The following is a 26,508-nucleotide window of genomic DNA, read 5'->3' as shown; positions in this document are numbered from 1 at the left end:
TATAAAGGAAAGCACCAAAAAATACCATTGGGAAGAGTTCCCTGAGAGAAACTAAGATAATCTAAAAAAGAGAAGGAAGTTACTCCCTCTCTTTCAAACTACGAAATGAATTAGTTTTTACGTTTCACAAATGGAAGGGCACCAAGGAACAATCCAAGGAATCCTAATGATGCAACTGCAGCATTATCTTTACCACCAGTATTTGGAAGTTCTTTTTTATCTTCTGCTTTTGCTGCTGGTGCTTGATAAGTATTATCCTTGTTAGTACCTGCTGTTGTAAGAGTATATTCTGGAACTTCGTTAATTGCTGGGGCGTCGGTTTCTGCATACGCTGGAACTTCAGTAATTGCTGGGGCACCTGTCTCTGCATACGCTGGAACTTCGTTAATTGCTGGGGCGCCTGTCTCTGCATACGCTGGGACTTCAGTAATTGCTGGGGCGCCTGTCTCTGCATATGCTGGGACTTCAGTAATTGCTGGGGCGCCGGTTTCTCCGTATGCAGGAACATTATTCACTGTAGCGTCTTCACCATTTGTAGATAAAGGCCCTGTATATTCTGGAACTTCGTTAACAGCTGCTAAGACAAAATTAGCACCACCTTTATATTCTGGAACTTCATTAACAGCTGCTTCTAAACTATTAACTCCACTGTTGAATTCTGGAGCTACCGCAGCTACAGGAGATAATAATGCTTCTCCGTTTTCATTCACAGGTGTATTGGTTGCAAGAGTTCCAGTGAATTCTTGAGCTACCGCAGCTACAGGAGGCAATAATGCTTCTCCATTTTCATTCACAGGTGTATTGGTTGCAAGAGTTCCAGTGAATTCAGGGGCTACCTCAGCTACAGGAGCATCAGCCGCATTAACTCCTCCACTATATTCAGGAGCATCAGCTACAGTAGGAGGTGTTGCATCATTTACCCCACCATTGAAATCAGAGCCATTATCCCCAGCAGGAGAGTCACTAGGATTCACACCACCGTTGAATTCAGGAGAGTTAGGAGCACTTGGAACTTGGTCAGGTTGTTTAGCATCATCAGAAGGTGCATCACTAGGACTTACACCACCACTAAAGTCTTTCGATTCTTCACCCTTAGGAACTTCTTTTAAGTTTTCGATGTAACCTAAAGTTGCGTTGTAATTCTCAGTTAGTTTGGCAATTGCATCGTCATCCTCTTGAACTGCTTCGTTCACTTCGTCGAAATTGGCCTTAGCTTCTTCAGCTGCTGCTTTAGCAGAAGCAACTGAAACTTCTAGTTTAGTTACAGCATCTTGCAATCCATCTTGGATAGCTTGATCCGCATTGTATTTCTTAGCAGTTTCAAGAGCAGTTTTAGCTTTTTCTAAAGTTTCGTTTTGTTTCTCTAATGTAGCATTTTTCTCTTCTACTACCTTAGCTTTTTCAGCAGCGTCAGCCTTATCTTCCTCAGCTTCTTTAGTTAATTTTTCAATTTTTTCAGCTAAATCATCAGCAATGTCTGTAAGTTTTTTGACAATTGGTTTAGAAGCTTCTTTTTTAGCTGCTTCTTCAATTTTTTTAGTTTCGTCAGCAGTTAATTCTTTAGTTTTATAAGCTTCAGGAGCTTTATCTTTTGTGTTAGCATCGTTGAGGAATTCATCTATAGCTTGAGTAGCTGTAAGAACTCCATCTTCAATCGCTTTTAATAAAGCTTCTTTACCGATTTCAGCTTTTGCTTCTTCGATAGCTTTCGCTTTATCTTCTGGCTTGATGCTAGCATCCTTGTTGACTTTATCTTCAGCTTTTTTTTCAAGTTGCTCTAAAGCACCTTTCAAAGCTTCTAAGTTATCTGCTTCTTCTTTTTTAGCGTCTTCTTCTTTTTTAACTTCTTCTTCAACTTTAGCTTTTGCTTTAGCTGCTTCTTCTTTAGCCTTAGCTAATTCAGCTTCTGCATCAGCTTTAGCTTTGTCTGCTTCTGCTTTTGCAGTCTCAGCAGCAGTTACATCAACAGCTTCTTTTTTAGCTTTAGCTGTAGCTTCTTCTACTTTTTTAGCTTCTTCAGCAACTTTAGCATCAGCTTCTGCTTTAGCTTTAGCAGCTTTTTCAGCTTCGGTTGGTTCAGCTTCTTCCTCTGGAGTTTCTTCTGCTGGTTTAGCTGGTTCTGCAGCTTCTTTTGCTTCTGCTTTTTTTACTTCTTCAAGAAGATTATCACGTTTTTCAGTTAAATCTTGAATTTCAGCTGTAGCATCTTGAACTTTCTCAGCAGCTTCGTCAAATTCAGATTTGGCAGTATCACGTTCTTTTTCAATCGCAGTTACAGCTTTTTCTAATGGTGCTGTGATATCTTCAGCAAATCCGTTATCTTTAGCGGATTTAAGAGCTTCTTTTGCTTCTTTTAAAGTATCTTCCTGTTTTTTTAGTGTTTCAGCTTTCTTTTCAGCATCAGCTTTTAATTTCTCAGCATCATCCGTTAAGTTTTCAATTGTTTCAGTTAAATCATCAGCTTTGTCTTGCAATTTTTCTGATGCAGGACGAGCAGCATCCGCTGCTTCACCTTCATCAATTCCCGCTTGAACCTCTTCAGGAAGCTTGTCCTTAGATACAGGAGTTTCTGTTTTAATTGTTGGATTAGTATCTTGTGCTTTTTCAGCATCATCTGCTAACTCAGCAAGAATATCAGAGGCACTTAATTCACCAGACTCAACAGCCTTTAATAATTCTTCTTTTGCTTTTTTATCAAGCAATTCGTTATCAGGCATTTGTTTCAAAGCTTCAGTTAAACCTTCTTTAGCTTCTGCTTCTTCTTTTGCGGCTGCTTCTTCTTTTGCTTTAGCGTCAGCTTCAGCTGCTTTAGATTTAGCATTAGCTTCTTTTTCAGTTTCTTTTGCTTTTTCTACCTCAGTTTTTGGAGTTTCAGCCGTAAGTGTAGGCTTAGTTTCTCCAGTAGGTTGAGCAGCTGTAGGTTTGTCATCAGCTTTCACAACTGACGGTTGAGATGCAACAAATGTAGTACCTAAAACAGCTACACTAGCCAAACTGGTTAAAATCATTTTTTTTTTGAGTGAAATCAAGAAATATGTTATATTATATATACTTTATTATTAATATAATGTATTTTGAGGCTATAAAAAACTTCAAGAAAGTAACGCATGTTTTACTAGCTTTCTTTTTTTCTTTCTTTTCATCACTTTCATTTTCTATAGCAAATTATAGTTTCGAATCCAATTCAGATATCTTAACTCTTCATAAAAACTCTAGTTTAAACAAAAAAACAGGAGATTTCTCTCCTGTTCAGATTCAATTACTTAAAATTAAATCCACTCACCATTATGATTTACAGTATAACCGTCTACTATTGTATTAACAGCTAGCTCACCTGAAGAGTAAGAATAATACCACTTACCAGAGACTTGATACCAGCCCGTTTTCATTGCCCCTGAATCATCTAGATAATACCAAAATCCTTTCTCCTGTAACCAGCCTGTCTGCATTTCACCAGATGATTTCAAATAATACCAGGTAGAACCATCTTTCAGCCATCCCGTCGCCTTAGAACCATCTGATTTGAAATAATACCAACTACCATTTATTTTCATCCAACCCACAGTCAATCCATTATTTGAACCATGATTAGATTTATTTACTGATTGATTTTGTGACGAAGTCACTCCCTCCAACTGAATATAACGTCGACTCCCGCTATAAGAAATATAACTCAACCACTTGTAACCATCCTTTTCTATCACCTGATCATAATGAACACTCTCACCTGGAGAATAATATGCAAGTGGAGTTGCATTCAATAATGGTTGATCTTTAATAGGAGTCTCCACCTTAAAATAATGAGTTCCTTTCATCAAAGATGACGATTGACTGGTCACAACATGATTGCTTGTCGAATCTTTTGAACTGCTTGGGACTTCTTTAGAATTGCTTGATAAATCTTTAAAATGAATAAAACCGGTCATCTTGTTTGCTTTTACAATTCGTTTATTATAATTACCTTTATAATCATAGTTATATTCCTCAATTTCTATATTATCTCCCATCACATTTGAAACCCAAGCAACATGGCCATAACCTCCTGCAGTAGACCAAGCAATAGATCCGATAGCTGGTGTATTATCTACACGATAACCTTCACGACGAGCACGATAACCCCATTCACCAGCATTACCATAAGCTCCTGGAAGCTCAAAACCATTTACTCCACTCAAGCGAAAAGCAGCAAATGAAGTACACTGACGAGAATACATCCTCCACTTATCAATACTCTGACTCCCATTTTTATAATAAGCAGGATAATCATCTCCACGAGCATAAGAACTGTTTGCATGAACACTTTCTCCAGCCGACAACATCAGCCCTACTACTAAAAAAGGAACAACCTTTTTAACTGACTTTCTAATAGAAAACCTTGTCTCTGCTACTTTAAATGGTGAAATTTTCATTCTTCCTCCTTGAAAAATAATATAAATCGAAGATTCCCTTCACTTAAACTATTCGGAGAAAAAAGAAAAAGTGAGAAAATTTCTCACTTTAGTCAAGATAATGAATCAAATTCTTTTCTGTAAGGATATCTGAGTAAGTAAAGGATTCAACGTAAACATTAGCTTGTTTATCTCCTTCAACGTTCCCAAATTCAACGATAAATAGGGATGGATAAACCTCAATTAGCTTACCCAATCTATTTTTTTGGCGCTTACGACCATTCTCCAAAGTCATTTCTACGACTTGTCCCTCATGTGCCTTGATTTCTTCTTTGATTTTTTTCATCTTGGCAACATCTGTAAATGCATCTGACATCTTATGCCTCCCTCTTTGAGATACTTGAAAATTTATTGTATTCTTTTTGGAAAATTAATTCCACCGTTCCACGAGCTCCACTACGGTTTTTCTCGATAATAACTTCTACCTTATTATTCGGTATGCCTTCCTCTTCTTCACCACCACGCTCATAGTAATCGTCGCGATAAAGAAAGGCTACGATATCAGCGTCCTGCTCAATAGACCCAGATTCACGAATATCAGACAAGACCGGTCTCTTATCCTGACGTTGTTCTACACCACGAGAAAGCTGACTTAGAGCGATTACTGGAACCTTCAGTTCCTTAGCTAAAATTTTCAACTGACGTGAAATTTCTGAAACCTCTTGTTGACGATTTTCCCGACCAGTTCCCGTGATAAGCTGCAAATAGTCTATTAAAATCAAACCAAGATTTCCAGTTTCTTGAGCCAGTTTACGAGAACGAGAACGAATCTCTGTAATCCGAATCCCTGGCGTATCATCGATATAGATACTTGCATTAGCTAGATTCCCTTGAGCAATGGTATATTTTTGCCACTCCTCATCAGTCAATTGACCCGTACGGATAGAATGCGATTCCACCAAACCTTCTGCCGCCAACATACGGTCCACTAGACTTTCCGCACCCATTTCGAGTGAAAAAATAGCAACTGTTTTGTCCAACTTAGTCCCAATATTCTGAGCAATATTCAAGGCAAAGGCTGTCTTACCAACCGCCGGACGAGCTGCTAAGATAATCAACTCCTCCTCATGAAGACCAGTCGTCATATGATCCAAATCACGATAACCTGTCGCAATACCTGTAATATCGGTCGTTTGTTGCGAGCGAGCTTCCAGATTTCCAAAGTTGATATTCAACACATCTCGAATGTTCTTAAATCCACTTCGATTAGCATTTTCGCTGACATCAATCAGGCCTTTTTCTGCCTGAGCAATGATTTCATCAGCTGGTTGCGAAGCCTCGTAAGCTTGATTGACAGACTCTGTCAACTTGGAGATTAATCGACGTAGCATGGCCTTCTCTGCAACAATCTTAGCATAATACTCCGCATTAGCAGAAGTTGGCACAGAATTGACAATCTCAACCAGGTAAGACAGGCCACCAATATTCTGTAAATCACCTTGATTATCAAGAATGGTACGAACCGTTGTTGCATCTATAGCATCGCCACGATCGGATAAATCGACCATAGCTTGGAAAATCAAACGATGGGCATACTTAAAAAAGTCCCGAGATTCAATATATTCTCGCACAAAAACAAGCTTACTCTCGTCAATAAAGATAGCCCCTAAAACGGATTGCTCAGCTAAGATATCTTGAGGTTGTACTCGTAACTCTTCTACTTCTGCCATCAGACTTCCCTTCCTTTTACAATCTTGTCAAGAAAGTGTAAATTTACCCTTCTTTCACACGAAGATTGATTACACTTGTAATATCTTGATAGATTTTCACTGGTACATCAATCAAACCAACTGCTCGAATCGGAGCTTGTACTTGGATATGACGTTTATCAATCTTAATTCCAAATTGCTTTTGCAATTCTTCTGCAATTTTCTTATTGGTAATGGAACCAAAGGTACGACCATCTGGACCAACTTTTTCAACAAATTCTACAATAGTTTCCTCTGCTTCTAGTTGGGCTTTAATTGCTTTTGCTTCTGCAATCATCTCAGCGTGAGCTTTCTCTTCTGATTTTTGTTTACCACGAAGTTCACCTACAGCTTGAGCAGTTGCTTCTTTTGCTAAATTCTTTTTGATAAGAAAGTTTTGTGCATACCCTGTTGGTACTTCCTTAATTTCGCCTTTTTTACCTTTTCCTTTAACATCTGCTAAAAAGATTACTTTCATTCTTCTTTCTCCTTTTCCTTTATTTCATTTAATACAATTTCTGTCAGTTTTTCACCTGCTTCTGACAAGGTTACATCTTTAATTTGAGCTGCTGCCAAATTAAAGTGGCCTCCACCTCCCAGCTCTTCCATAATCCGTTGTACATTCAGCTTACTACGACTGCGAGCTGAGATAGAGATAAATCCTTGTGTATTCTTCGCAAGAACAAAACTCGCTTCAATACCTGACATAGCTAACATGGCATCTGCTGCCTTACTAATAACAACTGTATCATAACATTTCGAGTCCTTAGCCTCTGCTATTAGTACATCTGAACCTAATTTACGCCCCTGTAAAATCAATTCATTGACCTCACGATATTCTTCAAAATCTGTCGCAGCAATTTCTTGGATAGCAATACTATCACTTCCTCTCGTTCTGAGATAGCTAGCAACATCAAATGTCCGACTAGTCACTCGTGAGGTGAAATTTTTAGTATCCAACATCATACCAGCCATTAAAACACTTGCTTGCATACGACTCAAACGATTTTTCTTAGAATTCTGGAACTGAATCAATTCCGTTACCAACTCACTGGCACTACTTGCACCACTTTCGATATAAGTAATAACCGCATTATCTGGAAAATCCTGATCCCTTCTGTGGTGGTCGATGACGATGGTTTGGGTAAATAAATCATAAAAATCTTTTGATAAAGTTAAAGCTGTCTTTGAATGGTCTACAAGAATCAACAAAGAACGATTGGTCACCATCCCCATTGCGTCCTTAACAGACAACAACTTTGTAACTCCTTCTTTTTCTAAGAATGAAACAGCTCGTTCAATATCCGGCGACATTTGTTCTTCGTCATAAATAGCATAACTATTTTCAGTCACATTGCTGGCAAACAAGTGCATACCTACAGCAGAGCCAAGAGCATCCATATCTAGATTTTTGTGACCAACTACAAAAACCTGATCCACACTACGAATCTTATCTGAAATAGCCGTCATCATAGCACGCGTACGAGTCCGTGTACGTTTGATTGAGGCAGCAGACCCACCACCAAAATAAACTGGATTTTTCGTTTCGTCGTTTTCCTTAACAACCACTTGGTCGCCACCACGCACTTCAGCCAAGTTCAAGTTGAGCAATGCAACTTTCCCTATCTCATCATGATTTCCATCACCATAAGAAAATCCCATACTTAAGGTCAAAGGCAACTGTCTCTGTTTCGCCTCTTCTCTGAATGCATCAATAACAGAAAATTTATCATTCATCAAGCCCTCAAGCACCGTGTAGTCCGTAAACAGATAAAAACGATCCATACTTACTCGACGGGAGAACATGGCGTGCTTCCCAGCAAATTCTGAAACAAAATTGGCTACAAAACTGTTAATATGACTAATGTCAGACTCCGATGTCGCATCTTCTAAATCGTCATAGTTATCAACGGAAACAATTCCAATAACCGGACGACTCGTCACTAACTCAACAGTCGCTTCGTATTCTCCAGACACATCAAAGAAGTAAAGAACACCAGATACCTTGTCCATATGAACCGAATAGCGAGTCTCACCCAAGGTGGCATAAGAACCTGGATTCCCCACAGACGCCTTTATAATTGTTTGAATTAATGCAACATCAATCTCCCCCACTTCATTAGTCAAAATCAATTCAGCGTAAGGATTGAACCATTCAACTTCACCTGACGATAAGTCTAGTTTAATAACTCCGACAGACATCTGTTCTAACAAAGTTGTCAAACTATCTTCAGCTTGGTGGTTTACATACTGGATTTGTTCTACTTCACTCTTTGAGTAGTAGTCTCTCTGATGGATGAATAGTAAAATATATGAACCCAAAATAAGTAGCAAAAGAAATAGCGTTACCAGTGTATTCGTTACAAAAACAAGTTGCACAGATAGCACTCCGAACGCCACTATTCCTAATATTAAGGGGAAAATAGGACTTACATAAAATTTTTTCATTCCAAACCTCTTGGCACCCATTATACCATAATAACCACTAAAAAGCGACTTTTTAAAAGTGTAATCAGTAATTCTATCAATTATAAGAAAAAGGAGGTTTACAATTTAGTAAACCTTCCTTTACACATATTGAAATTAAGATTCTTTAACTTCTAACAAGCCAATCTCGCCATCTTCACGACGATAAATCACATTGGTTGTCTGATCTTCAACATCCACATAGATAAAGAAATCATGTCCCAACAAATCCATCTGTAGAATAGCTTCTTCCAAATCCATTGGTTTTAAATCAATTTGTTTTGAACGAACAACTCTGGATTGGGCAACATTTGTATCTTCCACCAAAGCATCTGTAAATAATTGACTAGTTGCTACCTTGTTTTTATTTTTACGCTCGATTTTTGTTTTATTTTTACGAATCTGACGTTCAATTTTATCGGTTACAAGGTCAATTGAACCATACATATCTTGAGACACATCTTCTGCACGAAGAGTAATTGAACCAAGTGGAATCGTCACCTCCACTTTAGCAGTTTTTTCACGATACACCTTCAAGTTAACTCGAGCATCCAACTCTTGTTCAGCTTGAAAATACTTTTCGATCTTTTCGAGTTTAGAAACTACATAATCACGAATTGCTTCTGTTACTTCTAGGTTTTCACCACGGATACTATACTTAATCATATGAGTACCTTCTTTCTAAACATTTTTGTTTTTCTGATTTCATTATAACGCTTTCATTTTATTTTTGCAAATTTTTTCCTCATCTTACAAGGGAAAATGTTTTTACATCCTCAGCACCAGCTTCTTCCAACAGTTTCTTCACACGATTTATAGTTGTTCCAGTAGTATAGATATCATCTATAAGTAGGATTTTTTTAGGAATAGTGACTCCACTTTTGACAAAGAAGGGAAGTTCTGTTGCCAAGCGTTCTGAACGATTTTTGGAAGAACTAGCTCGCTCTTCTCTCTTCTCTAGTAAGTCTTGAAAAGAGAACCCTGCTGCTTCAACTAAACCTTTAACCTGGTTAAATCCCCTCTCGAGCAATCTTTCCGGACTTAGGGGAATTACAACAAATTGATACTCTTTGTACTTTTTTAACTCCTCACTTAAAACTGAAGCAAAGACTTTTCTTAAAAGGAAGTCTCCATCAAACTTATACCGACTGAAAAAATCCTTCATAGCTTGATTGTAAATAAAAATCGCTCTATGACTGACTTCAACTCCTTCTTTACACCAAAATTGACAATCTTGACACTTTGTTGACAATCCTGTTTTCATACAGTTTGGACAGTTCTCTTCTCCAATCCTATCAAAAGTAGAATCACAATCTAAACAAAGACAGGAGGCATCATTCTTCAGAAGTAAAAGACTACTGAAAGTTAAAACAGCCTTCATAGTCTGCCCACATAATAAACACTTCATAGACCCGCCTCCTTATTCATCTGTTGAATTTCCTTAATTGCCTTTTTGATTGAAGCATTTAACCCGTCATGGAAGAAAAGCAAATCTCCTGTCGGTCTATCCATGCTTCGTCCAACTCGTCCACCAATCTGAATCAAACTAGATTTGGTAAACAGACGATGGTTGGCTTCTACTACAAAAACATCCACACAAGGGAAGGTAACTCCACGCTCCAAGATTGTCGTACTGATAAGTATTGTCAGTTCTCCATCTCGAAAAGCTTGCACCTGCTCTAATCGATCTTCCGTAACTGAAGACACAAAACCAATTTTCTCATGCGAAAATTCCTTCTGTAAGACTTCTTTCAATTGCTCCCCTTTCTTAATTTCTGAAGCAAAAATGAGTAACGGATAACCTGTCTTTCTCTGTTTCTCAATATAAAACTTTAACTTTGGTGACAACCGATTTTTCTCTAAACAGTGATTAAAATCCGATAACCAAACTGGTTTTGGAATAATCAACGGATTTCCATGAAATCGTCTTGGCAAGCTCAATCGTTTTAATTCTCCTAAACGGACCTTCTTATCTAACTCATCTGTAGAAGTCGCCGTTAAAAAGATTCTCAAGCCATTCTTCTTTACACTATTCTTGACAGCATGGTAAAGCGTAGGGTTGTCAACATAAGGAAAAGCATCTACTTCATCCACTATTAGCAAATCAAAAGCATGATAAAATTTTAACAGCTGATGAGTCGTTGCAACAACTAGTGGTGTTCGAAAATATGGTTCTGATTCTCCGTGTAGTAAAGCTATCTCGCAAGCAAAATCATCTTGCAGTCGCTTATATAGCTCCAAACACACATCGATTCTAGGGCTGGCCAAACAAACTGCACCACCTTCATCAATCACTTTGGCCACAACTTGGTAAATCATCTCTGTCTTTCCAGCTCCTGTTACAGCGTGAACCAAGGTTGGTTCCTGCTTATCTACCGCTTGAATCAATCCCTTTGACACCTTCTCTTGAAAAGGAGTTAATTGACCACGCCATTTAAGAACATCTTGCTTCGGAAAATCCTCCTGTGGGAAATAGTATAAAGCTTGATCACTCCTAATTCGCTTCATAATTAAGCACTCCCGACAATAGTAAGCACCGATGGGCAAATACCATTCATCTAAAATAGCACTATCACAACGTTGACAGAAAAGTTTCCCTTTCTCCTTTCTCATTGCTGGAAGTTTCTCCGCCAACTGACGTTCCTCTTCTGTTAATTCATTCTCCGTAAACAACCGACCGAGATAATTTGGATTTACTTTCATACTTCTTTATTCGTAAAAACCTAGCGCTTTAGATGATTTTTTAGTACAATTAAATCATGGAATTTAGAACAATTAAAGAGGACGGTCAAGTCCAAGAAGAAATTAAAAAATCACGCTTTATCTGTCATGCAAAGCGTGTTTATAGCGAAGAAGAGGCTCGGGACTTTATTACTGCCATCAAAAAAGAACACTACAAAGCTACGCATAACTGCTCAGCCTTTATTATTGGGGAACGTAGTGAAATTAAACGGACAAGTGATGATGGTGAACCCAGTGGTACTGCTGGCGTTCCTATGCTTGGAGTACTAGAAAATCACAATCTTACTAATGTCTGTGTAGTAGTGACACGCTACTTTGGAGGCATTAAGCTAGGCGCTGGAGGATTGATTCGTGCTTACGCCGGCAGTGTTGCCTTAGCTGTCAAAGAAATTGGCATCATTGAAATAAAGGAACAAGCTGGCATTGCTATTCAAATGTCTTATGCTCAGTACCAAGAGTATAGCAACTTTCTTAAGGAACATGATCTTACGGAACTTGAGACAAACTTTACAGATCAAGTCGATACGATGATTTATGTTGATAAAGAAGAAAAAGAAACTATTAAAGCTGCACTTGTAGAGTTTTTTAATGGAAAAGTCACTTTAACTGATCAAGGTTTACGAGAAGTTGAAGTTCCTGTAAACTTAGTGTAAACAAAGGAGAAAAATATGGCATTTGGTAAATTCATTCAGGGACTGGCTGGTAACTTTAGCGAGCAAAACAAAGAAACTCTTATCAAAGAATATAGACAATATCTACTAGAAAATGAAGAAATTCAAAGTGGATATAAACTGATTCGTGACTCAATTATATTTACAAATATCCGTATTATCTTTACAGATAAACAAGGCGCTACTGGTCGTAAGATGTCTATCAAATCAATCTTTTTAATGAACATTATTAACGTTGAAATGGAAACTGCAGGAGCAGGTATAGATGATAGTGAAATTACTATTACTTATTTAGAAAATGTCTTTCTAAAAGCACATAATGAGCATTTTAGTTCCCATAAATTTGAATTTCCCAAGAAAACGGATATCGTTCCACTTTACACCTATTTACTAGAATTAGCTTATCACAATCGCTTGAAAATTAACGGCTTAGACCTATGATATAAAAAAATCCTATCACTTCGATAGGATTTCTATATTTTACAAATGGTATAGATAGCGTTATACTAGAAATATCTTATACAAAGAGGTGTATTATGGCTATTTATAACAACATTACTGAACTAATCGGACAAACACCGATTGTTAAACTCAACAACATCGTGCCAGAAGGGGCTGCGGACGTCTATGTAAAGCTTGAAGCATTCAACCCTGGTTCCTCTGTAAAAGATCGTATTGCTCTTAGCATGATTGAAAAAGCTGAACAAGACGGTATTTTGAAACCAGGTTCTACAATTGTTGAAGCAACAAGTGGAAACACTGGTATTGGACTTTCATGGGTAGGTGCTGCTAAAGGGTATAAAGTCGTCATCGTTATGCCTGAAACTATGAGCGTAGAACGACGTAAGATTATCCAAGCTTATGGTGCTGAACTCGTCCTAACTCCTGGTAGTGAAGGAATGAAAGGCGCTATTGCTAAAGCTCAAGAAATCGCTGCTGAACGTGATGGTTTCCTTCCTCTTCAATTTGACAATCCAGCTAATCCAGAAGTACATGAAAGAACAACAGGAGCTGAAATACTAGCTGCTTTCGGTAAAGATGGATTAGATGCCTTTGTTGCTGGAGTTGGTACTGGTGGAACAATTTCTGGGGTTTCTCATGCACTCAAAACAGCAAATTCTAACATTCAAGTTTTTGCAGTAGAGGCAGACGAATCTGCTATTCTATCTGGTGAAAAACCTGGACCACACAAAATTCAAGGTATCTCAGCTGGATTTATTCCTGATACACTGGATACAAAGGCTTATGATGGTATCGTTCGTGTAACATCAGACGATGCACTAGCACTCGGCCATGAAATTGGTGGAAAAGAAGGATTCCTTGTTGGTATTTCTTCAGCTGCAGCTATCTACGGAGCAATTGAAGTTGCCAAGAAATTAGGTACAGGTAAGAAAGTCCTTGCTCTAGCACCAGATAACGGCGAACGTTATTTGTCTACAGCACTCTATGAATTTGAAGTGTAGTCTCCTAAATACACTTAGCCCTTATTATAGGGCTTTTTATTTATACCTTAAAAGTAGGAACATCTCCCTATAAAGATCGACTGCATAGAAAAAAGGAAGCAATTTGGCTTCCTTTTTATTATTAGTTATTCAAGGCTGCTGCCATTGTAGCTGCAACTTCAGCTTCGAAGTCGTTTGCAGCTTTTTCGATACCTTCACCAACTTCAAAGCGAGCGAACTCAACTACTGAAGCGTTAACTGATTCAAGATATGCTTCAACTGTCTTGCTGTCATCCATAATGTATACTTGTGCAAGAAGTGTGTAAGCTTGGTCAACTTTAGTGTTGTCAAGCATGAAGCGATCCATTTTACCTGGGATGATTTTGTCCCAGATTTTTTCTGGTTTACCTTCTGCAGCCAACTCAGCTTTGATGTCAGCTTCAGCTTGAGCAATCACTTCATCAGTCAATTGAGATTTTGATCCATACTTCAAGTGTGGAAGAGCTGGTTTGTTAACCATTGCACGGCTTTCATTATCTTGGTCGATTACGTGGTTCAATTGTGCCAACTCATCTTTAACGAATTGCTCATCCAATTCTTTGTAAGAAAGAACTGTTGGTTTCATCGCTGCGATGTGCATTGACAATTGTTTAGCAAGTGCTTCGTCTCCACCTTCAACAACTGAAATAACACCGATACGTCCACCATTATGTTGGTAAGCACCAAAGTGTTGTGCATCTGTTTTTTCAATCAATGCAAAGCGACGGAATGAGATTTTTTCTCCGATAGTTGCTGTTGCAGATACGTATGCAGCTTCAAGAGTTTCACCTGAAGGCATTGTCAAAGCAAGTGCTTCTTCATTATTAGCAGGCTTTCCTTCAGCAATAACTTTAGCTGTAGTATTTACCAATTCAACGAATTGAGCGTTTTTCGCAACGAAGTCAGTTTCAGCGTTTACTTCAATAACTGCTGCAACATTACCGTTAACATAAACACCAGTCAAACCTTCTGCAGCAACACGGTCAGCTTTCTTAGCTGCCTTAGCCATACCTTTTTCACGAAGCAATTCAATCGCTTTTTCGATGTCACCGTCTGTTTCTACAAGCGCTTTTTTAGCGTCCATAACACCGGCACCAGATTTTTCACGCAACTCTTTTACAAGTTTAGCTGTAATTTCTGCCATTTTGATTCTCCTATATTTTTTAAAAATAGGAGAGCCGGGCTAAGCCCCGCCCTCCTAGGTAATTACTATTTATATGAATTAAGCGTTGTCGCCTTCTACAACTTCAACGATTTCTTCAATTGAATCTGCTTGAGCTTCAGAAGCTACAAATTCTGCTTCAACTGCTACTGCATCTTCACCTTGACGTCCTTCAATGATAGCGTCAGCCAATTTAGCTGTGATCAATTTAACAGCGCGGATAGCGTCATCGTTAGCTGGGATGATTACATCGATATCATCTGGATCAGTATTTGTGTCAACCATCGCTACAACTGGGATTCCCAATTTTTTAGCTTCTTTAACAGCGATTTGCTCTTTATGTGGGTCAACTACGTACATCACATCTGGGATACGAGGCATATCTTCGATACCACCCAAGAATTTTTCAAGACGTGCACGTTGTTTGTTAAGAAGTGCAACTTCTTTCTTAGGAAGAACTTCGAAAGTTCCATCTTCTTCCATACGTTTGATTTCTTTCAAACGAGCGATACGTTTTTGGATTGTTCCCCAGTTTGTAAGAGTTCCACCCAACCAACGGTGGTTGATGAAGTATTGACCTGAACGTACTGCTTCTTCAGCAACTGCATCAGCCGCTTGTTTCTTAGTACCAACAAACAATACAACTGCATCGTTAGCTGCTGCATCACGCATGAAATCGTATGCTTGGTCTGCGTATTTTACAGTTTGTTGCAAGTCGATAACGTGGATTCCGTTACGCTCAGTGAAGATGTACTTAGCCATCTTAGGGTTCCAGCGACGAGTTTGGTGACCAAAGTGTACACCAGCCTCAAGAAGTTGTTTCATTGAAATTACTGCCATGAGTATTTCTCCTTTTTGTTTTTTTCCTCTTCTTAACTTCAACTCGCAAAACGACCCAAGGGCAACTGTTTCACAATTCATCAAGAATGAGTATTATCGTTCACACGACAAGTTTCATTTTACCATACTTTTCCAATATTTTCAAGTGATTTTAGTAGATTTTTAAAGTAGATAGTTTCTGCTAACTTCTCAAAGTAACTTCCACTTGGATGGCCAAAGTGGAAATTAGTTTGGGAATTTAGCATTAAATTACTAATAAAAACTCTAAATTTAAAGCATCCCAACATATACTGCTGGGATGCTCTAATAGCTAAATTTTTTAAAATTTAATATAGTGGCAAAATCATTAGTTTATTTTATCTACTTCGAAGTTTCTTACGAATTTTATAAGCTAGATTAAACAAAAAATATAATGAACTAGTTGGATAATTAAACTCACCAGCAAATTCCTCGATAGTAGGATTAAACTTGGATTTAAAGTTAATTAACCCACCCTCTAAATTGTTTTCAATTCCACCCATATTATGAGTCTCAGCCCCTCGTTCAAAAGAATGTTGAGCTGTCTCAAACCATGTAGGAATAGCAGGTTGATAGTGTTTAAATTCTTCATTCATTCCAGCATATAAGTTCTCAGAAGTTTTCCCAAATTCGATAGTTAAAGTACCAGACAATGGGACAATACTATCCCCTCTGTCAATATGGTTCTTAAGAAAAGAAATTTCTTCCTTTAATCGTTTTCTCTCTTGCTGATTCTCTTTTATTTTACCTTCTTTCGTTTTATCTGTAAACTTCTGCGCTGTTTTTAGATTCTTTTCGAATTGTTGCTCAACTTCTTTCAGTCTATTAGGTAGATCTAAATAGCTCAGTGTGATAAAGGAGTGATCAGGATAAGTATCCAGTAACTTCTGATAATAATCTTTGCCTCGTAAACTGATATTCTTGCGAGACTCTGTTTTCTTCATTAAAAATGAAAATTCATCTAATAAATCAAGTCCACCAAATTTTACTTCTAATCCTTTATTTCTTGCAGTTCGGATGGCCTGTCTAGTAGACTTAGAAAGTTGATCCAGTGAGAAATTTTCTTTATGAATATTAGCTTGAAAACGTGGTTGTATATTTTCTGCCATATCCTTTGTTAAGCCTGTCCAATAAACTTTATTTTTTTTCAGTTCTTCGACAATTGCTAAAGCCATAGAATTTTGGACAGTTTCTTGGTCAATAAGACCTCTACTGATAAATAAACTTGGGTCAAATTTAACCATTATTGCATGGCTTTTTTTAGCAAGTTTTTTCAACGTTAAAAGAACAAATTTCAGAAGTTCTTTATCTTCATAGTCAATTACTGGACCTCGTGGAATATAAAACATAGAAAGTCCTAATGGTAGCGGCTGAATTAAGATATTTGCTACTCCAACTAATTGATTATCTTTATAAAAGCCAACTCTCTCGTTCCCCCAAGTATCCTTTATCTTGGACCAATCACTACTCTGCAATAAATTTCCTTGAGGATGATTTTCTAAAAATAAATCCCACTCTTTAGCATCAACATTTATTTTATACCTAAACATAACTTCAACACCGACTCCCTTAGAAACCATTTTTTATTAACATGCTACACTCGTACTAAATCTCTACATTTCATTTTACTTTAATTAAATAATTATAAAAATAGAAAATAAGTTCAAGTAATTATATAATGAAATTAATTTTTCCAGCACTATACAAAGGGTGAGATTAATAAGATCTCACCCTTTGTATAGTAATAATCAGTATATTAGTTTGGATAAATGTATCTTACAGTACCTCTTGATGCTGTCGGATTAAACCATCCACGATAATTTCCGATTGGTTGAGTTCCACTTCCATCATAGTTACACTCAGAAACTTGAATACGAGTTGATGATTCAACTGCTGTAACAACTGCTACGTGACCGTATCCTCCATCATCCCAACATGCAATCGCGCCAACTTGTGGTGTAGAACCTGTACGGAAACCTGCAGCTGCTGCACTTGCAGCCCATTGACCGCCATTACCCCAGTAATCACCAGCCCATGGTGCTAAAGTTTTTACTCCCCATGTACATTGACCTACAGGATAGCTTGATGCATTTGTACTGTATGTCGGATGTTGTTTCACTGGTGCAGGAGTATAGCTTGTTGATTCCGCTGAAGCACTACTTGAAGATGATTCAGACGAACTAGATGACGAAGAAGTAGTTGATACTGCTTGAACTTCTGCTGTAAAAGTTGTATTCCCAGAAGCAACGACTTTTTGTTGTTGACTTGCTTGTTTAGCTTTATAAGCTGCTTCTGCTTCTGCAGCTGCTTTAGCTTCTGCTTCTGCTGCAGCTTTTTTCTCAAGTAAACTTGCTTTTTCATCCTCTGCAGTAGCCTTTTCAGCAGCAAGATTCAATTCTGCAGCTTTCAACTCAGCTTGTTTTGTAGTTAATGATTGAGCATCATCAGCTAGTTTTTGCTGATTTGCAATAACTGTATTAATTGCATCATTATTTGCTACTTGTTTTTCAGAAATAGCTTTTTTATCTGCTTTTTGTTGTTCCAACATTTTGTTGTTTGCAGATACGATTTCACTCATTGCAGCAACACGTGAAATAGCTTCTGTAATTGATTTTGAGTTTACAATTGTATTGATGTAATTTGTTGCAGCTCCATTTGTTTGAGCACTACGAGCTTGTTTTTGTAATGAATCATTGCGAGATACAATATTCTTAGAAAGTTCTGTAATTTCACCCTCAAGCTTTTTAGATTCTTCTTGTAGTCTATCATTTTCAGATTGCAAGTTTGATTGCTCTGTTTGAATAGCAGATACTTGCTCCTGAACTTGATCAACTTGTTTTTGGGCTTCTTGTTGTTGTGCTGTTAAGTTGCTAATTTTATTATCTTGAGCAGCAATTTTGTCATCAGTAGTTTCTGCATGCGCAGTTGTTAAAACAGCTGCTTGAGAAACCATTACTGTACTTAGTAAAAGTGACGCTAAGATTTTTTTCTTCATATTTCGTAGATACTCCTTCTTTTAAAGACATTACTAGTATACCAAAAAAAGGCCTAATGAATATTACGCCTTTGTTACATTTTTATTTCTTTCTTATAGGTAAAATTTTTCAAAAATAAACTGAAAAGTAATCATCCATATAAGGTTCAAAATCATTGATGGTACTAAACTATAGACTATAAACAAAGACATACTATCCACAGTTAAACCTACCACTATTGCAAGTATATAAGCTCCCATCTCAAATAGAAAAGTCATGACAATAATTGCCAGCATTCTCGTCCAACGATTCAATAAAATAACACTATTAAATTTATGGAGAAATGCCCCCAACAGGACAAATAACAGAGTCGCAATCCCTATCAAGTGGAAAAAGTAAATGTCATAAACCAAACCCACTACAAAACAATAGGCTAAATAGAGATACTCTGATACTTCAATCGTCTCAAATAAGAGAAACAAAAATAGAAAATGACTAGCTAACTGCACGTGGGGAAATAATGAGCCCAAAAGCTGGCTAATATGGGCATCAATTAGAACAAAGAAAGGAAGCAATAAAAACACTCCAACCCGCTTCAGCTGTCTCATTATGAATTCCCCACTAATTCTATCACACTCACATTATGAGTATCTGCACTCAATTTAACAGTTACTTCTCGTGTCAAATAGTCCGTACTATGCGTTGTAGCAACCACTTCACCAACAGGAATATCAGCAACATTAAAGTTTCCTAATCCACCAGTGGTCACCTTATCTCCTGCACTAATATCGCCACTACTATTTAATTGACTAATTTTGAGAACTTCATTTTCCTTGTCATAGCCAACAATAATCCCATAAATTGTAGTAGAACCATGTTGAATTTTAACAGAAATCTTATCAGCATTTTCCGTATTTGTCAGAAGGTTGACCATAGTAGAGTTGTCCTCCACTTTTGAAACACTCCCAATCAAACCACCATTTGCAATGGCTAACATATTCTCAGAAGCCCCTTTTGATTTGCCTGCATCCAGGGTCAATTCCTGCTTCCAAGATACCGGAGAACGCATAATAACATCTGCTGCCAAAGTCTTTGTGGCTTGCAACTTGGACTTCATATCAAGCAATTGGCGCAGTTGTTCATTTTCGGTCTTTAAACTTTCCGCCTCATTTGATTTAACTTCTAATTGATAAATCTGTTTCTTCAAACTTTCATTTTCATTATATGTTCGTGTCAAATGAGCCAAATCTGATTTGACAGAATCAAACCACTGAAAAGGTTTTTGTACAACTCTATCAACCAATGAGATTCCATCTCCTAATTTTGTCACAATTGTACTTGAATAAGTCGTCGCTAAGAGAGCTGACACAAGCAGAACAATGACAAAAACAATAATGACATATTTTGATTTTTTAAAACGGTTCATATCCCTACCTTTATATCAAAAACTGTTACAGTAATTTTTTATGAATTCCTGAAAGCTACTAAGATTTTAAGAAAAATAAGCAACAACCAAGTCCGAGAATAACAAGAATAGTAAGTGTATCCTTTCGTGTCCATTTCAGTTGTCGGTATTGACTTCTGCCTTTCCCCCCCTGATAACCACGCGCTTCCATAGCAATAGCCAAGGAATCCGCACGTTTTAAACTTGTCGCAAAAAGAGGAATCAAAATGGGAATCATAGCCTTCACCTTTTGAACAATGCTTCCTTCACCAAAATCCACTCCACGCGCTTTCTGTGCATTCATAATCCGCGTCGTATCATCCATCAAGGTTGGGACAAAACGCAAACTCATAGACAGCATCAAACCAATTTCATGAACTGGAACTTTCACACGCTTTAAAGGCGCTAACAAAGCTTCGACAGCTGATGCCAAACTTAAGGGCATGGTAGTTAAAGTTAACAAAGTTGAAAAGAAAATAATTAATACAAAGCGACAAAAAATAATCCCAGCTTGTTGCAAAGCATAATCTGTGATTTTCACAAACGAAAACTCAAATAAAACATTCCCATTAGAAATGAAAAACAGTTGAAAAATAGTTGTGAAGGCAATCAAGAAAAACATAGACTTCAAGCCCTGAATAAAAAATGAAAGAGATACTCCTGACAAGGCAATAAATATCCCTGTCGCTATAAAAAGAATTAGATTCGTCAAGGGGTTATTAGCCCAAAACACAATCAAAATCAGTAGCATCATGGCAAGCAATTTGCTACGTGGATCCAATCGGTGAATAATCGAATCCCCTGGGATATAACGCCCCAAAATCATACTATCCATTTAGCGACTCCTTGAACTCCTCTATCTTAATCGGTAATCGTTTAAATGACACGCCTCTATCAGTCAATCGTTTACAAAAGGCTGTAATTTTAGGTAATCCCAACTGCACTTCTTCCATAAAGACAACATCTTGAAAGACATCACTAGGTTTACCAAACTTAACTAAACGTCCCTTTTCCATCACATATACCTGGTTCGCATATTCAGCAACATCATCCATCAAATGTGTTACCAAGACAATAGTCATCCCTGACTGATGGAGTTTTTTGAACAAATTCATCAGCTCTTTTCTTCCCAGGGGATCTAGGCCTGCTGTGGGCTCATCTAAGACTAATATAGCTGGTTCCATGGCAAGTATGCCTGCAATGGCGACACGCCTCATTTGGCCACCTGACAGCTCAAACGGACTACGATTATAAAGTGATTCATCAATTCCAACCAGAGCCAGTTTCTCACGCGCAATCTGCTCCGCATCTTCTTCAGAAACTCCAAAATTTTGCGGTCCAAAAGCAACATCTTTCAAAACCGTTTCTTCAAAGATCTGATTTTCAGCAAACTGAAATACCAAGCCAACCTGTTTTCTAATTTGACGAATATCTTTGTTTTTAGAAGTCGAGGTGATTAAGGTATCAAAAACTCGTACACTTCCTTGACTTGGCACCAATAAACCATTTAAAAGTTGTAAAATAGTCGATTTGCCGCTACCTGTGTGCCCAATTAAAGCCGTATAAGAACCATCTTCAATCGTCAAGGAAACATCCGACAAAGCTGTTGAAGCTAAGGGAGTCCCTTCTTGATACGTAAAACTCACATTTTCTAGAGCAATTCCCATAGTTTATCCTCTAGCTCACTTTCTGTCAAATAATTTTCAGGCAAATCATAGCCATTCTGGCTCAAAGAATGTTTTAATTGATTGGAAAAAGGATCGTCTAATCCAATTTGATCTAAATCATTTCGAGAGAAAAGCTCCCTTGGACTACTAGTTGATTCAATTTCCCCTTTTTTCATGACCAACACACGATCACTCATGGCAACTTCTTCCAAATCATGTGTAATGGAAATGACCGTCATATCATAGTCTTTCCGAATTCCTTTCACTGTTTCAATCAGTTCTCTACGTCCCTCAGGATCCAACATACTCGTTGCTTCATCTAAGATTAAAATAGCTGGTCTCAGGGCTACAACACCTGCAATAGCCACACGTTGCTTTTGGCCACCTGACAGACGAGCTGGCTCTCTCTTTTTAAAGTCCAACATGCCAACCAAATCCAGAGCTTCTTCCACTCTTTTTTTCATTTCTTGACGAGAAAGTCCCTGATTTTCCAAACCAAAGGCTACATCATCTTCAACAGTCGCTCCAACAAATTGATTGTCTGGATTTTGAAAAACCATACCGATTTGACGACGTATATTCCAAACATTTTCCTCAGTCAAACGTTGGCCATCAATTACAATCTCTCCAGATTCCGCTTCCAGTAAGCCATCAATTAATCGGACAGTCGTTGATTTACCACTACCATTATGCCCTACAATCGAAAGCCATTCTCCACGTTTCACGTGAAACGTAATATCCTTCACATCATAGTATTCCTGACTTTCCTTATAGCGAAAAGAAAGATTTTTTACATCAATTATTGATTTCATTTCGAACCAAATGTCCCTTTAAATACATAGGCACTACCCTTGAAATAATCATAGCCAGAGTAGATAGTGAAAAATAAGGCTACATAAAGTAGAACTTGACCAAGCAAAGTCCAGTGTAATAGCAAGAAAATAATGGCAAACATCTGACTGAAAGTTTTAATTTTTCCAGGCATTGCTGCTGCTAAAACCGTTCCACCAGTTTCAACCAATAAAAGCCTTAAACCTGTCACAGCCAACTCACGACAGATAATCACTGCAACAATCCAAGCTGGAGCCATACCTAACTCAATCAGCATAATAAAGGCCGACATTACTAGTAACTTATCCGCCATTGGATCCGCAAACTTCCCAAAGTTGCTAACCACACTCCATTTACGAGCTAAATATCCATCTAAATAGTCGGTAATACTGGCAATAGCAAATATAATAGCTGCTACTATATGACTTTCTAGCGAATTTCCTATCGTTAAAATAAAGATAAAAATAGGTATAAAGAGAATTCGACCTATTGTTAAGAGATTGGGAATTTGTTCTTTTTTCATTCGTTTTTCCTTAATTTCTAGTAAAGGTTACAGTGATTTGTCCAGTTTGAGCTGTTAATTTCGATAAATCAACAGTCTGATTATCTACTGTTAAAACAACACCTTTGACAACACCTAAAGTAATGGTCACAGGATTTTTTGTTGAAACTGTTGTTTCCGCACTTTTATTATCCGGTGATAAGGTCACACCACCCTCAAGCTCACTTTCTGAAACACTAACCCAACTTCTAGCATCTGAAACCGATAATTGCAATTTTGCAGTTTCCTTACTTGTTTTATAAGCGATTTCTACATAATTTCCTTCACCTGATACACTTATAACTGGTTCAATATTCGAAGAGCTACTTGATGAATCACTACTAGTTGAAGATGGAGTTGCAGAACTAGTCGAGCTTGTTGCTTGGACTACACTATAACTAGACGCAGATGAACGCTCCGGTTGAGTCTGAATATAATTCCAAACATAATAAGTCACAAAAATGACAATCGATAGTGCAAAGAATATAAAATAAAATAAAGGTAAAAATGATGTCTTATTTTTCTTACTTGAACGTCTCCTACCTGTCAACTCCTCTTCATCAACATCTACTTCCTCATAAGTAATCATGCTCCCAGAATCATAAGCATCCAAAACAATTCTCTCATCTAGCTCAACTGCCCACGCATACTTTCTCAAAAAAGAACGAGTATAAAATGGACTAGGAAGTTGATCAAAATCATCAGCTTCCATTGCCTCCAACATATCCAACTGAATTTCTGTTTTTTTATGTAATTCTTCTAAAGTTAACCCTTGGTTGGTTCTAGCTAAACGTAAAACCTCACCAATTGTTTTTTTCCTCATACTTGTCATTCCTTCTTTCTAGTGTCGATTATGATAGGTTGCTATGATTTAAATATTGTAAAATCAACTATGTCACCATCATCTATTAAATGATGTCCAGCATCAAGGACATCCTCTAAAGTAATTTCCTGTAAAATTTTCGGCAAATCAAAGATTGTCTCACCTTGTCCAAAAGCATCATATTGCGTTGCAATAAATTCAAGAGAGTTCATGCTACTGAAAAATTCTCCAAACATCTCTCTTTTTATAATATCTAAATGTTCCTCTGTAATATCTAAATCCTTTGTGAAATTACGAATAGCCTTCCTAAACTGATGAGATAAAGCAACTGGCTCTTTTGTATCCATTGTCAACATAACAAAATGAAAGCGACTTGTTACTTCAACTTCAAGAGATAAGGACGCATCAATTTTACCTGATTCATATAATTTCTGAAAACGATCCGAAGTCCAACCAAACATCATTGCAAACAATATTTTTAATAAAATATGATGTCGATAGCAATCGGCCTCAGCAACATCTTGTTTACCTCTAATACCAATCGCTAGTTTGGGAGAAGATACTTCCATTCTCATACTGTCTGTTTGCTTTACATCTTGTAAAACAAACTTTTCTCTTGCTACATCCTGAACATCTAAATCTTCCAGTTCTTTTCTTTCAAAGTAGTCCTGTACTTGATCCACATCAAAATTACCAACTAAAAACAGAGACATGTTTACAGGTTTGTAAAATCTTGTAAAATTTTCTTGCAAATTAGTTAGATTGATTTGGGAAATGGACTCCTCACTGCCAACTATATCAGTTGCTAAAGGTGTACCTGGATACAAATTCGCTAAAGTTGAAAAGAATAAACACGAATCTGGATCATCTTGATACATTTCTCGTTCTTGCTGGATAATATCCTGCTCTCTTAAAATGGAACCTTCAGTAAAGTGTGCTGATGTTACCAATTCATCAAGTAAGTCTAAATTGTCTAAAAAATGATCCGTTGCTGAAAAAAGATAACTTGTTTTTGTAAAGCTTGTAAAGGCATTACTATCTGCACCTAGACTCGTAAAAGCCGACATCAAATCGCTAGCATCTTCTCTTTCAAATAGTTTATGTTCAATAAAATGAGCAATTCCTTCAGGATATTGTTTTACATCTCCGTCAACTTCTGTGACAAGCGTATCTACCGAACCAAACTGTACAGTTACACTCCCGTAAACCTCTTTAAATTCCTTTTTAGGCAAAAGAGCAACTGTCAATCCATTTGACAAACGAGTTCGATAAACCATTTCTTTTACAGCTGGATAGTATTTTTCTTCAAAAACAACCTTTGTCATTCTATTCCTTCCATAAAGTAAATTGCTTGTAATTTCACATTACTAGCTGCTCTACAAATAGCATCTTTGTCAACTTGCTCGAGTTTTGCAATCCAACCTTTAAAGTCTGCTGAAGATTTTCCAAGTAAGGCATTTTGATAAGCACGTTCAATCAATGAACTTTGATTATCTTGAGAAAGTAACAGAGACCGACGAATCATTTCCTTGGTCTGCTCTAGCTCAAGCTCTGTAAAATAACCTTTTTTTAAATCAAGCAGTTGATTATTCATCATTTTACGAGCCTGGTTCCGATTTTCTCGATCGATACCAGCATACATCCTCAAGAATCCACTAAATAAATCAAGCTGACTTGAAATAGTATAAGCCAATCCAGCATTTTCACGGACATTCGTAAATAGTTTAGAGTGAGCAAATCCACCAAGTAAACCATTCATTACAATCATGGGTAAATGTTGCTCATCACCATATTCAGAAGGGCAATGATAACCTAATTCCAAAATGGATTGTCCCACATTTTTCCGAACCATACCTTCTTGTAGGATATTGGAATAGGGTTGACAATACTGAATCTTCACATCTCCTTTTCGACCTTTAAAGGCAAATGATTCTAATACATTTTGAATTTCGACCTCATTAAAATTACCTAGGAAAAAGAAATCTATTCGATCATTGGCCAAAAATTCTTGGAAACAAGAATAAGAACTTTGTGGAGTTTCAGCTAAAATACGATTTCGTAAATCACTATATTCCAATTTGAGACGTTCATCATAAAAAAACAACTTATCTAATTCTTTATGTGAAAAATAAAAAGAATCATCCATATCAGCTGCTAAACTTGCTAGCAATTGTTTTTTCTCAATTTCAAATAAAGCCGAATCAAACCCATTATCAACTACTACGGGTGAAAAAAGAGTTTCTTTTACAAGTTCCAAAACCTGAGAAGTTAGCACATTTTTCCTACTTAAAAACTCATCACGAACATAGGTAAATATCAATTCTACAATATGACTTTGTCCTCTTCTGAAACAATTGGTTGACATATCTGTACCGTATAGACTGGCCAAGTGTCTTCTCAAATCTTGAGAAGTGGGATACATCTGATTAGCAGTCTCTAGCATACTCGCACTCAACATGCGACCTGCAATCGTATCGAGGGATAATGGAGCGGTAAAACGCACGGTAATTTTGTTCGTTTTAAACTTTTTTGATTGGATAAAATGTGTTGAAATTCCATGCACTAACTCCATGATTTACCTCCTTATATACAGACTTCTATTATATCACGAAAAACTGAAATTTTCTTGTTCTCTGTAACACTTTTGAAATAAAAATCGCTTACATTATTCCTTGTTTCTCTCACTATTTTTAGGAAAATATGGTATAATA

At 37.3% G+C, this 26,508-nt stretch carries 25 protein-coding genes; 3 read left to right on the top strand and 22 right to left on the bottom strand.

Annotated features, from left to right (window positions below; translation table 11 throughout):
• Positions 1-110: 110 nt before the first annotated feature.
• The 9 genes from LG372_RS03470 to LG372_RS03430 form a co-directional block, all read right to left on the bottom strand.
• Positions 111-3,008, bottom strand: coding sequence for an SIALI-17 repeat-containing surface protein (locus LG372_RS03470; RefSeq protein WP_225742145.1), 2,898 nt, complete (start codon positions 3,006-3,008; stop codon positions 111-113).
• 261 nt (positions 3,009-3,269) lie between these two features.
• Entirely contained in the window at positions 3,270-4,409 is a 1,140-nt protein-coding gene (locus LG372_RS03465) for an SH3 domain-containing protein (protein ID WP_225742144.1), read from the bottom strand.
• Positions 4,410-4,497: 88 nt separating this feature from the next.
• Positions 4,498-4,764 carry a Veg family protein gene (locus LG372_RS03460; protein ID WP_001278169.1) on the bottom strand — a complete coding sequence of 89 codons (267 nt, stop codon included), beginning with the start codon at positions 4,762-4,764 and terminating at the stop codon, positions 4,498-4,500.
• A 1-nt stretch (position 4,765) separates the two neighbouring features.
• Positions 4,766-6,118 (bottom strand): replicative DNA helicase, encoded by a 1,353-nt coding sequence (gene dnaB, locus LG372_RS03455; RefSeq protein ID WP_004263550.1) that lies wholly within the window; start codon positions 6,116-6,118, stop codon positions 4,766-4,768.
• Between the two features lie 43 nt (positions 6,119-6,161).
• A complete protein-coding gene (gene rplI / locus LG372_RS03450) occupies positions 6,162-6,614 on the bottom strand; it encodes a 50S ribosomal protein L9 (RefSeq protein ID WP_000864213.1) in 453 nt (150 codons plus the stop codon).
• Positions 6,611-8,584 (bottom strand): DHH family phosphoesterase, encoded by a 1,974-nt coding sequence (locus LG372_RS03445; RefSeq protein ID WP_225742143.1) that lies wholly within the window; start codon positions 8,582-8,584, stop codon positions 6,611-6,613. Before LG372_RS03445 ends, rplI begins: the two co-directional genes overlap by 4 nt.
• A gap of 135 nt (positions 8,585-8,719) precedes the next feature.
• Complete coding sequence (hpf, locus tag LG372_RS03440) at positions 8,720-9,268, bottom strand: ribosome hibernation-promoting factor, HPF/YfiA family (RefSeq protein WP_000599102.1); 549 nt, start codon at positions 9,266-9,268, stop codon at positions 8,720-8,722.
• Between the two features lie 79 nt (positions 9,269-9,347).
• Positions 9,348-10,010 carry a ComF family protein gene (locus LG372_RS03435; RefSeq protein ID WP_225742142.1) on the bottom strand — a complete coding sequence of 221 codons (663 nt, stop codon included), beginning with the start codon at positions 10,008-10,010 and terminating at the stop codon, positions 9,348-9,350.
• A complete protein-coding gene (locus LG372_RS03430; RefSeq protein WP_225742141.1) occupies positions 10,007-11,305 on the bottom strand; it encodes a DEAD/DEAH box helicase in 1,299 nt (432 codons plus the stop codon). The genes LG372_RS03435 and LG372_RS03430 overlap by 4 nt, the downstream gene beginning before the upstream one ends.
• A 56-nt stretch (positions 11,306-11,361) precedes the next feature.
• Here LG372_RS03430 and LG372_RS03425 point away from each other — a divergent pair, with 56 nt between their 5' ends.
• The 3 genes from LG372_RS03425 (at position 11,362) to cysK (ending at position 13,478) form a co-directional block, all read left to right on the top strand.
• Positions 11,362-11,997, top strand: a complete 636-nt coding sequence (locus LG372_RS03425) for a YigZ family protein (RefSeq protein WP_225742140.1) — start codon at positions 11,362-11,364, stop codon at positions 11,995-11,997.
• A 15-nt stretch (positions 11,998-12,012) separates the two neighbouring features.
• On the top strand, positions 12,013-12,456 hold the full coding sequence (locus LG372_RS03420; protein WP_225742139.1) for a PH domain-containing protein: 444 nt from the start codon (positions 12,013-12,015) through the stop codon (positions 12,454-12,456).
• 95 nt (positions 12,457-12,551) lie between these two features.
• Positions 12,552-13,478 (top strand): cysteine synthase A, encoded by a 927-nt coding sequence (gene cysK / locus LG372_RS03415; RefSeq protein ID WP_225742138.1) that lies wholly within the window; start codon positions 12,552-12,554, stop codon positions 13,476-13,478.
• Between the two features lie 121 nt (positions 13,479-13,599).
• Here the strand turns inward: cysK and tsf are convergent, their stop codons facing one another.
• From tsf to yfmF, 13 genes are all read right to left on the bottom strand, one after another.
• Entirely contained in the window at positions 13,600-14,640 is a 1,041-nt protein-coding gene (gene tsf, locus LG372_RS03410; protein ID WP_000808071.1) for a translation elongation factor Ts, read from the bottom strand.
• A gap of 78 nt (positions 14,641-14,718) precedes the next feature.
• A complete protein-coding gene (gene rpsB / locus LG372_RS03405; protein ID WP_000268469.1) occupies positions 14,719-15,498 on the bottom strand; it encodes a 30S ribosomal protein S2 in 780 nt (259 codons plus the stop codon).
• Between the two features lie 356 nt (positions 15,499-15,854).
• Entirely contained in the window at positions 15,855-17,066 is a 1,212-nt protein-coding gene (locus LG372_RS03400) for an aminoacyltransferase (protein WP_049491227.1), read from the bottom strand.
• 206 nt (positions 17,067-17,272) lie between these two features.
• Positions 17,273-18,511, bottom strand: coding sequence for a peptidoglycan hydrolase PcsB (gene pcsB / locus LG372_RS03395; RefSeq protein WP_004269801.1), 1,239 nt, complete (start codon positions 18,509-18,511; stop codon positions 17,273-17,275).
• 93 nt (positions 18,512-18,604) lie between these two features.
• Entirely contained in the window at positions 18,605-19,099 is a 495-nt protein-coding gene (gene mreD, locus LG372_RS03390; RefSeq protein ID WP_042751844.1) for a rod shape-determining protein MreD, read from the bottom strand.
• Positions 19,099-19,917: a rod shape-determining protein MreC gene (mreC, locus tag LG372_RS03385; RefSeq protein WP_049509635.1), complete on the bottom strand. Its 819-nt coding sequence runs from the start codon at positions 19,915-19,917 to the stop codon at positions 19,099-19,101. Before mreC ends, mreD begins: the two co-directional genes overlap by 1 nt.
• Before the next feature lie 58 nt (positions 19,918-19,975).
• A complete protein-coding gene (locus LG372_RS03380; RefSeq protein ID WP_225742137.1) occupies positions 19,976-20,770 on the bottom strand; it encodes an energy-coupling factor transporter transmembrane component T family protein in 795 nt (264 codons plus the stop codon).
• Positions 20,763-21,602: an energy-coupling factor transporter ATPase gene (locus tag LG372_RS03375; protein WP_225742136.1), complete on the bottom strand. Its 840-nt coding sequence runs from the start codon at positions 21,600-21,602 to the stop codon at positions 20,763-20,765. Before LG372_RS03375 ends, LG372_RS03380 begins: the two co-directional genes overlap by 8 nt.
• The gene (locus tag LG372_RS03370) at positions 21,587-22,414 is read right to left on the bottom strand and encodes an energy-coupling factor ABC transporter ATP-binding protein (protein WP_084926943.1); all 828 of its coding nucleotides are present in this window, start codon (positions 22,412-22,414) and stop codon (positions 21,587-21,589) included. Before LG372_RS03370 ends, LG372_RS03375 begins: the two co-directional genes overlap by 16 nt.
• A complete protein-coding gene (gene pgsA / locus LG372_RS03365; protein ID WP_061589682.1) occupies positions 22,411-22,956 on the bottom strand; it encodes a CDP-diacylglycerol--glycerol-3-phosphate 3-phosphatidyltransferase in 546 nt (181 codons plus the stop codon). The genes LG372_RS03370 and pgsA overlap by 4 nt, the downstream gene beginning before the upstream one ends.
• A 10-nt stretch (positions 22,957-22,966) precedes the next feature.
• Positions 22,967-23,797: a cytoskeleton protein RodZ gene (rodZ, locus tag LG372_RS03360; RefSeq protein WP_225742135.1), complete on the bottom strand. Its 831-nt coding sequence runs from the start codon at positions 23,795-23,797 to the stop codon at positions 22,967-22,969.
• 41 nt (positions 23,798-23,838) lie between these two features.
• Positions 23,839-25,122, bottom strand: a complete 1,284-nt coding sequence (yfmH, locus tag LG372_RS03355; protein WP_225742134.1) for an EF-P 5-aminopentanol modification-associated protein YfmH — start codon at positions 25,120-25,122, stop codon at positions 23,839-23,841.
• Positions 25,119-26,369, bottom strand: a complete 1,251-nt coding sequence (gene yfmF / locus LG372_RS03350; RefSeq protein ID WP_225742133.1) for an EF-P 5-aminopentanol modification-associated protein YfmF — start codon at positions 26,367-26,369, stop codon at positions 25,119-25,121. Before yfmF ends, yfmH begins: the two co-directional genes overlap by 4 nt.
• Positions 26,370-26,508: the final 139 nt, after the last annotated feature.

The organism is Streptococcus sp. Marseille-Q5112 (genome assembly GCF_916700555.1).
Lineage (GTDB): Bacteria > Bacillota > Bacilli > Lactobacillales > Streptococcaceae > Streptococcus > Streptococcus symci.
Note: the sequence above shows the minus strand (reverse complement) of the source record. Positions and strands in the feature narration are given on the sequence as shown.

What these genes read in the sequence shown, in the direction of transcription:
- LG372_RS03470 (WP_225742145.1), bottom strand. Translation starts at nt 3,008, where the DNA reads ATGATTTTAACCAGTTTGGCTAGTGTAGCTGTTTTAGGTACTACATTT.
- LG372_RS03465 (WP_225742144.1), bottom strand. Translation starts at nt 4,409, where the DNA reads ATGAAAATTTCACCATTTAAAGTAGCAGAGACAAGGTTTTCTATTAGA.
- LG372_RS03460 (WP_001278169.1), bottom strand. Translation starts at nt 4,764, where the DNA reads ATGTCAGATGCATTTACAGATGTTGCCAAGATGAAAAAAATCAAAGAA.
- dnaB (WP_004263550.1), bottom strand. Translation starts at nt 6,118, where the DNA reads ATGGCAGAAGTAGAAGAGTTACGAGTACAACCTCAAGATATCTTAGCT.
- rplI (WP_000864213.1), bottom strand. Translation starts at nt 6,614, where the DNA reads ATGAAAGTAATCTTTTTAGCAGATGTTAAAGGAAAAGGTAAAAAAGGC.
- LG372_RS03445 (WP_225742143.1), bottom strand. Translation starts at nt 8,584, where the DNA reads ATGAAAAAATTTTATGTAAGTCCTATTTTCCCCTTAATATTAGGAATA.
- hpf (WP_000599102.1), bottom strand. Translation starts at nt 9,268, where the DNA reads ATGATTAAGTATAGTATCCGTGGTGAAAACCTAGAAGTAACAGAAGCA.
- LG372_RS03435 (WP_225742142.1), bottom strand. Translation starts at nt 10,010, where the DNA reads ATGAAGTGTTTATTATGTGGGCAGACTATGAAGGCTGTTTTAACTTTC.
- LG372_RS03430 (WP_225742141.1), bottom strand. Translation starts at nt 11,305, where the DNA reads ATGAAAGTAAATCCAAATTATCTCGGTCGGTTGTTTACGGAGAATGAA.
- LG372_RS03425 (WP_225742140.1), top strand. Translation starts at nt 11,362, where the DNA reads ATGGAATTTAGAACAATTAAAGAGGACGGTCAAGTCCAAGAAGAAATT.
- LG372_RS03420 (WP_225742139.1), top strand. Translation starts at nt 12,013, where the DNA reads ATGGCATTTGGTAAATTCATTCAGGGACTGGCTGGTAACTTTAGCGAG.
- cysK (WP_225742138.1), top strand. Translation starts at nt 12,552, where the DNA reads ATGGCTATTTATAACAACATTACTGAACTAATCGGACAAACACCGATT.
- tsf (WP_000808071.1), bottom strand. Translation starts at nt 14,640, where the DNA reads ATGGCAGAAATTACAGCTAAACTTGTAAAAGAGTTGCGTGAAAAATCT.
- rpsB (WP_000268469.1), bottom strand. Translation starts at nt 15,498, where the DNA reads ATGGCAGTAATTTCAATGAAACAACTTCTTGAGGCTGGTGTACACTTT.
- LG372_RS03400 (WP_049491227.1), bottom strand. Translation starts at nt 17,066, where the DNA reads ATGTTTAGGTATAAAATAAATGTTGATGCTAAAGAGTGGGATTTATTT.
- pcsB (WP_004269801.1), bottom strand. Translation starts at nt 18,511, where the DNA reads ATGAAGAAAAAAATCTTAGCGTCACTTTTACTAAGTACAGTAATGGTT.
- mreD (WP_042751844.1), bottom strand. Translation starts at nt 19,099, where the DNA reads ATGAGACAGCTGAAGCGGGTTGGAGTGTTTTTATTGCTTCCTTTCTTT.
- mreC (WP_049509635.1), bottom strand. Translation starts at nt 19,917, where the DNA reads ATGAACCGTTTTAAAAAATCAAAATATGTCATTATTGTTTTTGTCATT.
- LG372_RS03380 (WP_225742137.1), bottom strand. Translation starts at nt 20,770, where the DNA reads ATGGATAGTATGATTTTGGGGCGTTATATCCCAGGGGATTCGATTATT.
- LG372_RS03375 (WP_225742136.1), bottom strand. Translation starts at nt 21,602, where the DNA reads ATGGGAATTGCTCTAGAAAATGTGAGTTTTACGTATCAAGAAGGGACT.
- LG372_RS03370 (WP_084926943.1), bottom strand. Translation starts at nt 22,414, where the DNA reads ATGAAATCAATAATTGATGTAAAAAATCTTTCTTTTCGCTATAAGGAA.
- pgsA (WP_061589682.1), bottom strand. Translation starts at nt 22,956, where the DNA reads ATGAAAAAAGAACAAATTCCCAATCTCTTAACAATAGGTCGAATTCTC.
- rodZ (WP_225742135.1), bottom strand. Translation starts at nt 23,797, where the DNA reads ATGAGGAAAAAAACAATTGGTGAGGTTTTACGTTTAGCTAGAACCAAC.
- yfmH (WP_225742134.1), bottom strand. Translation starts at nt 25,122, where the DNA reads ATGACAAAGGTTGTTTTTGAAGAAAAATACTATCCAGCTGTAAAAGAA.
- yfmF (WP_225742133.1), bottom strand. Translation starts at nt 26,369, where the DNA reads ATGGAGTTAGTGCATGGAATTTCAACACATTTTATCCAATCAAAAAAG.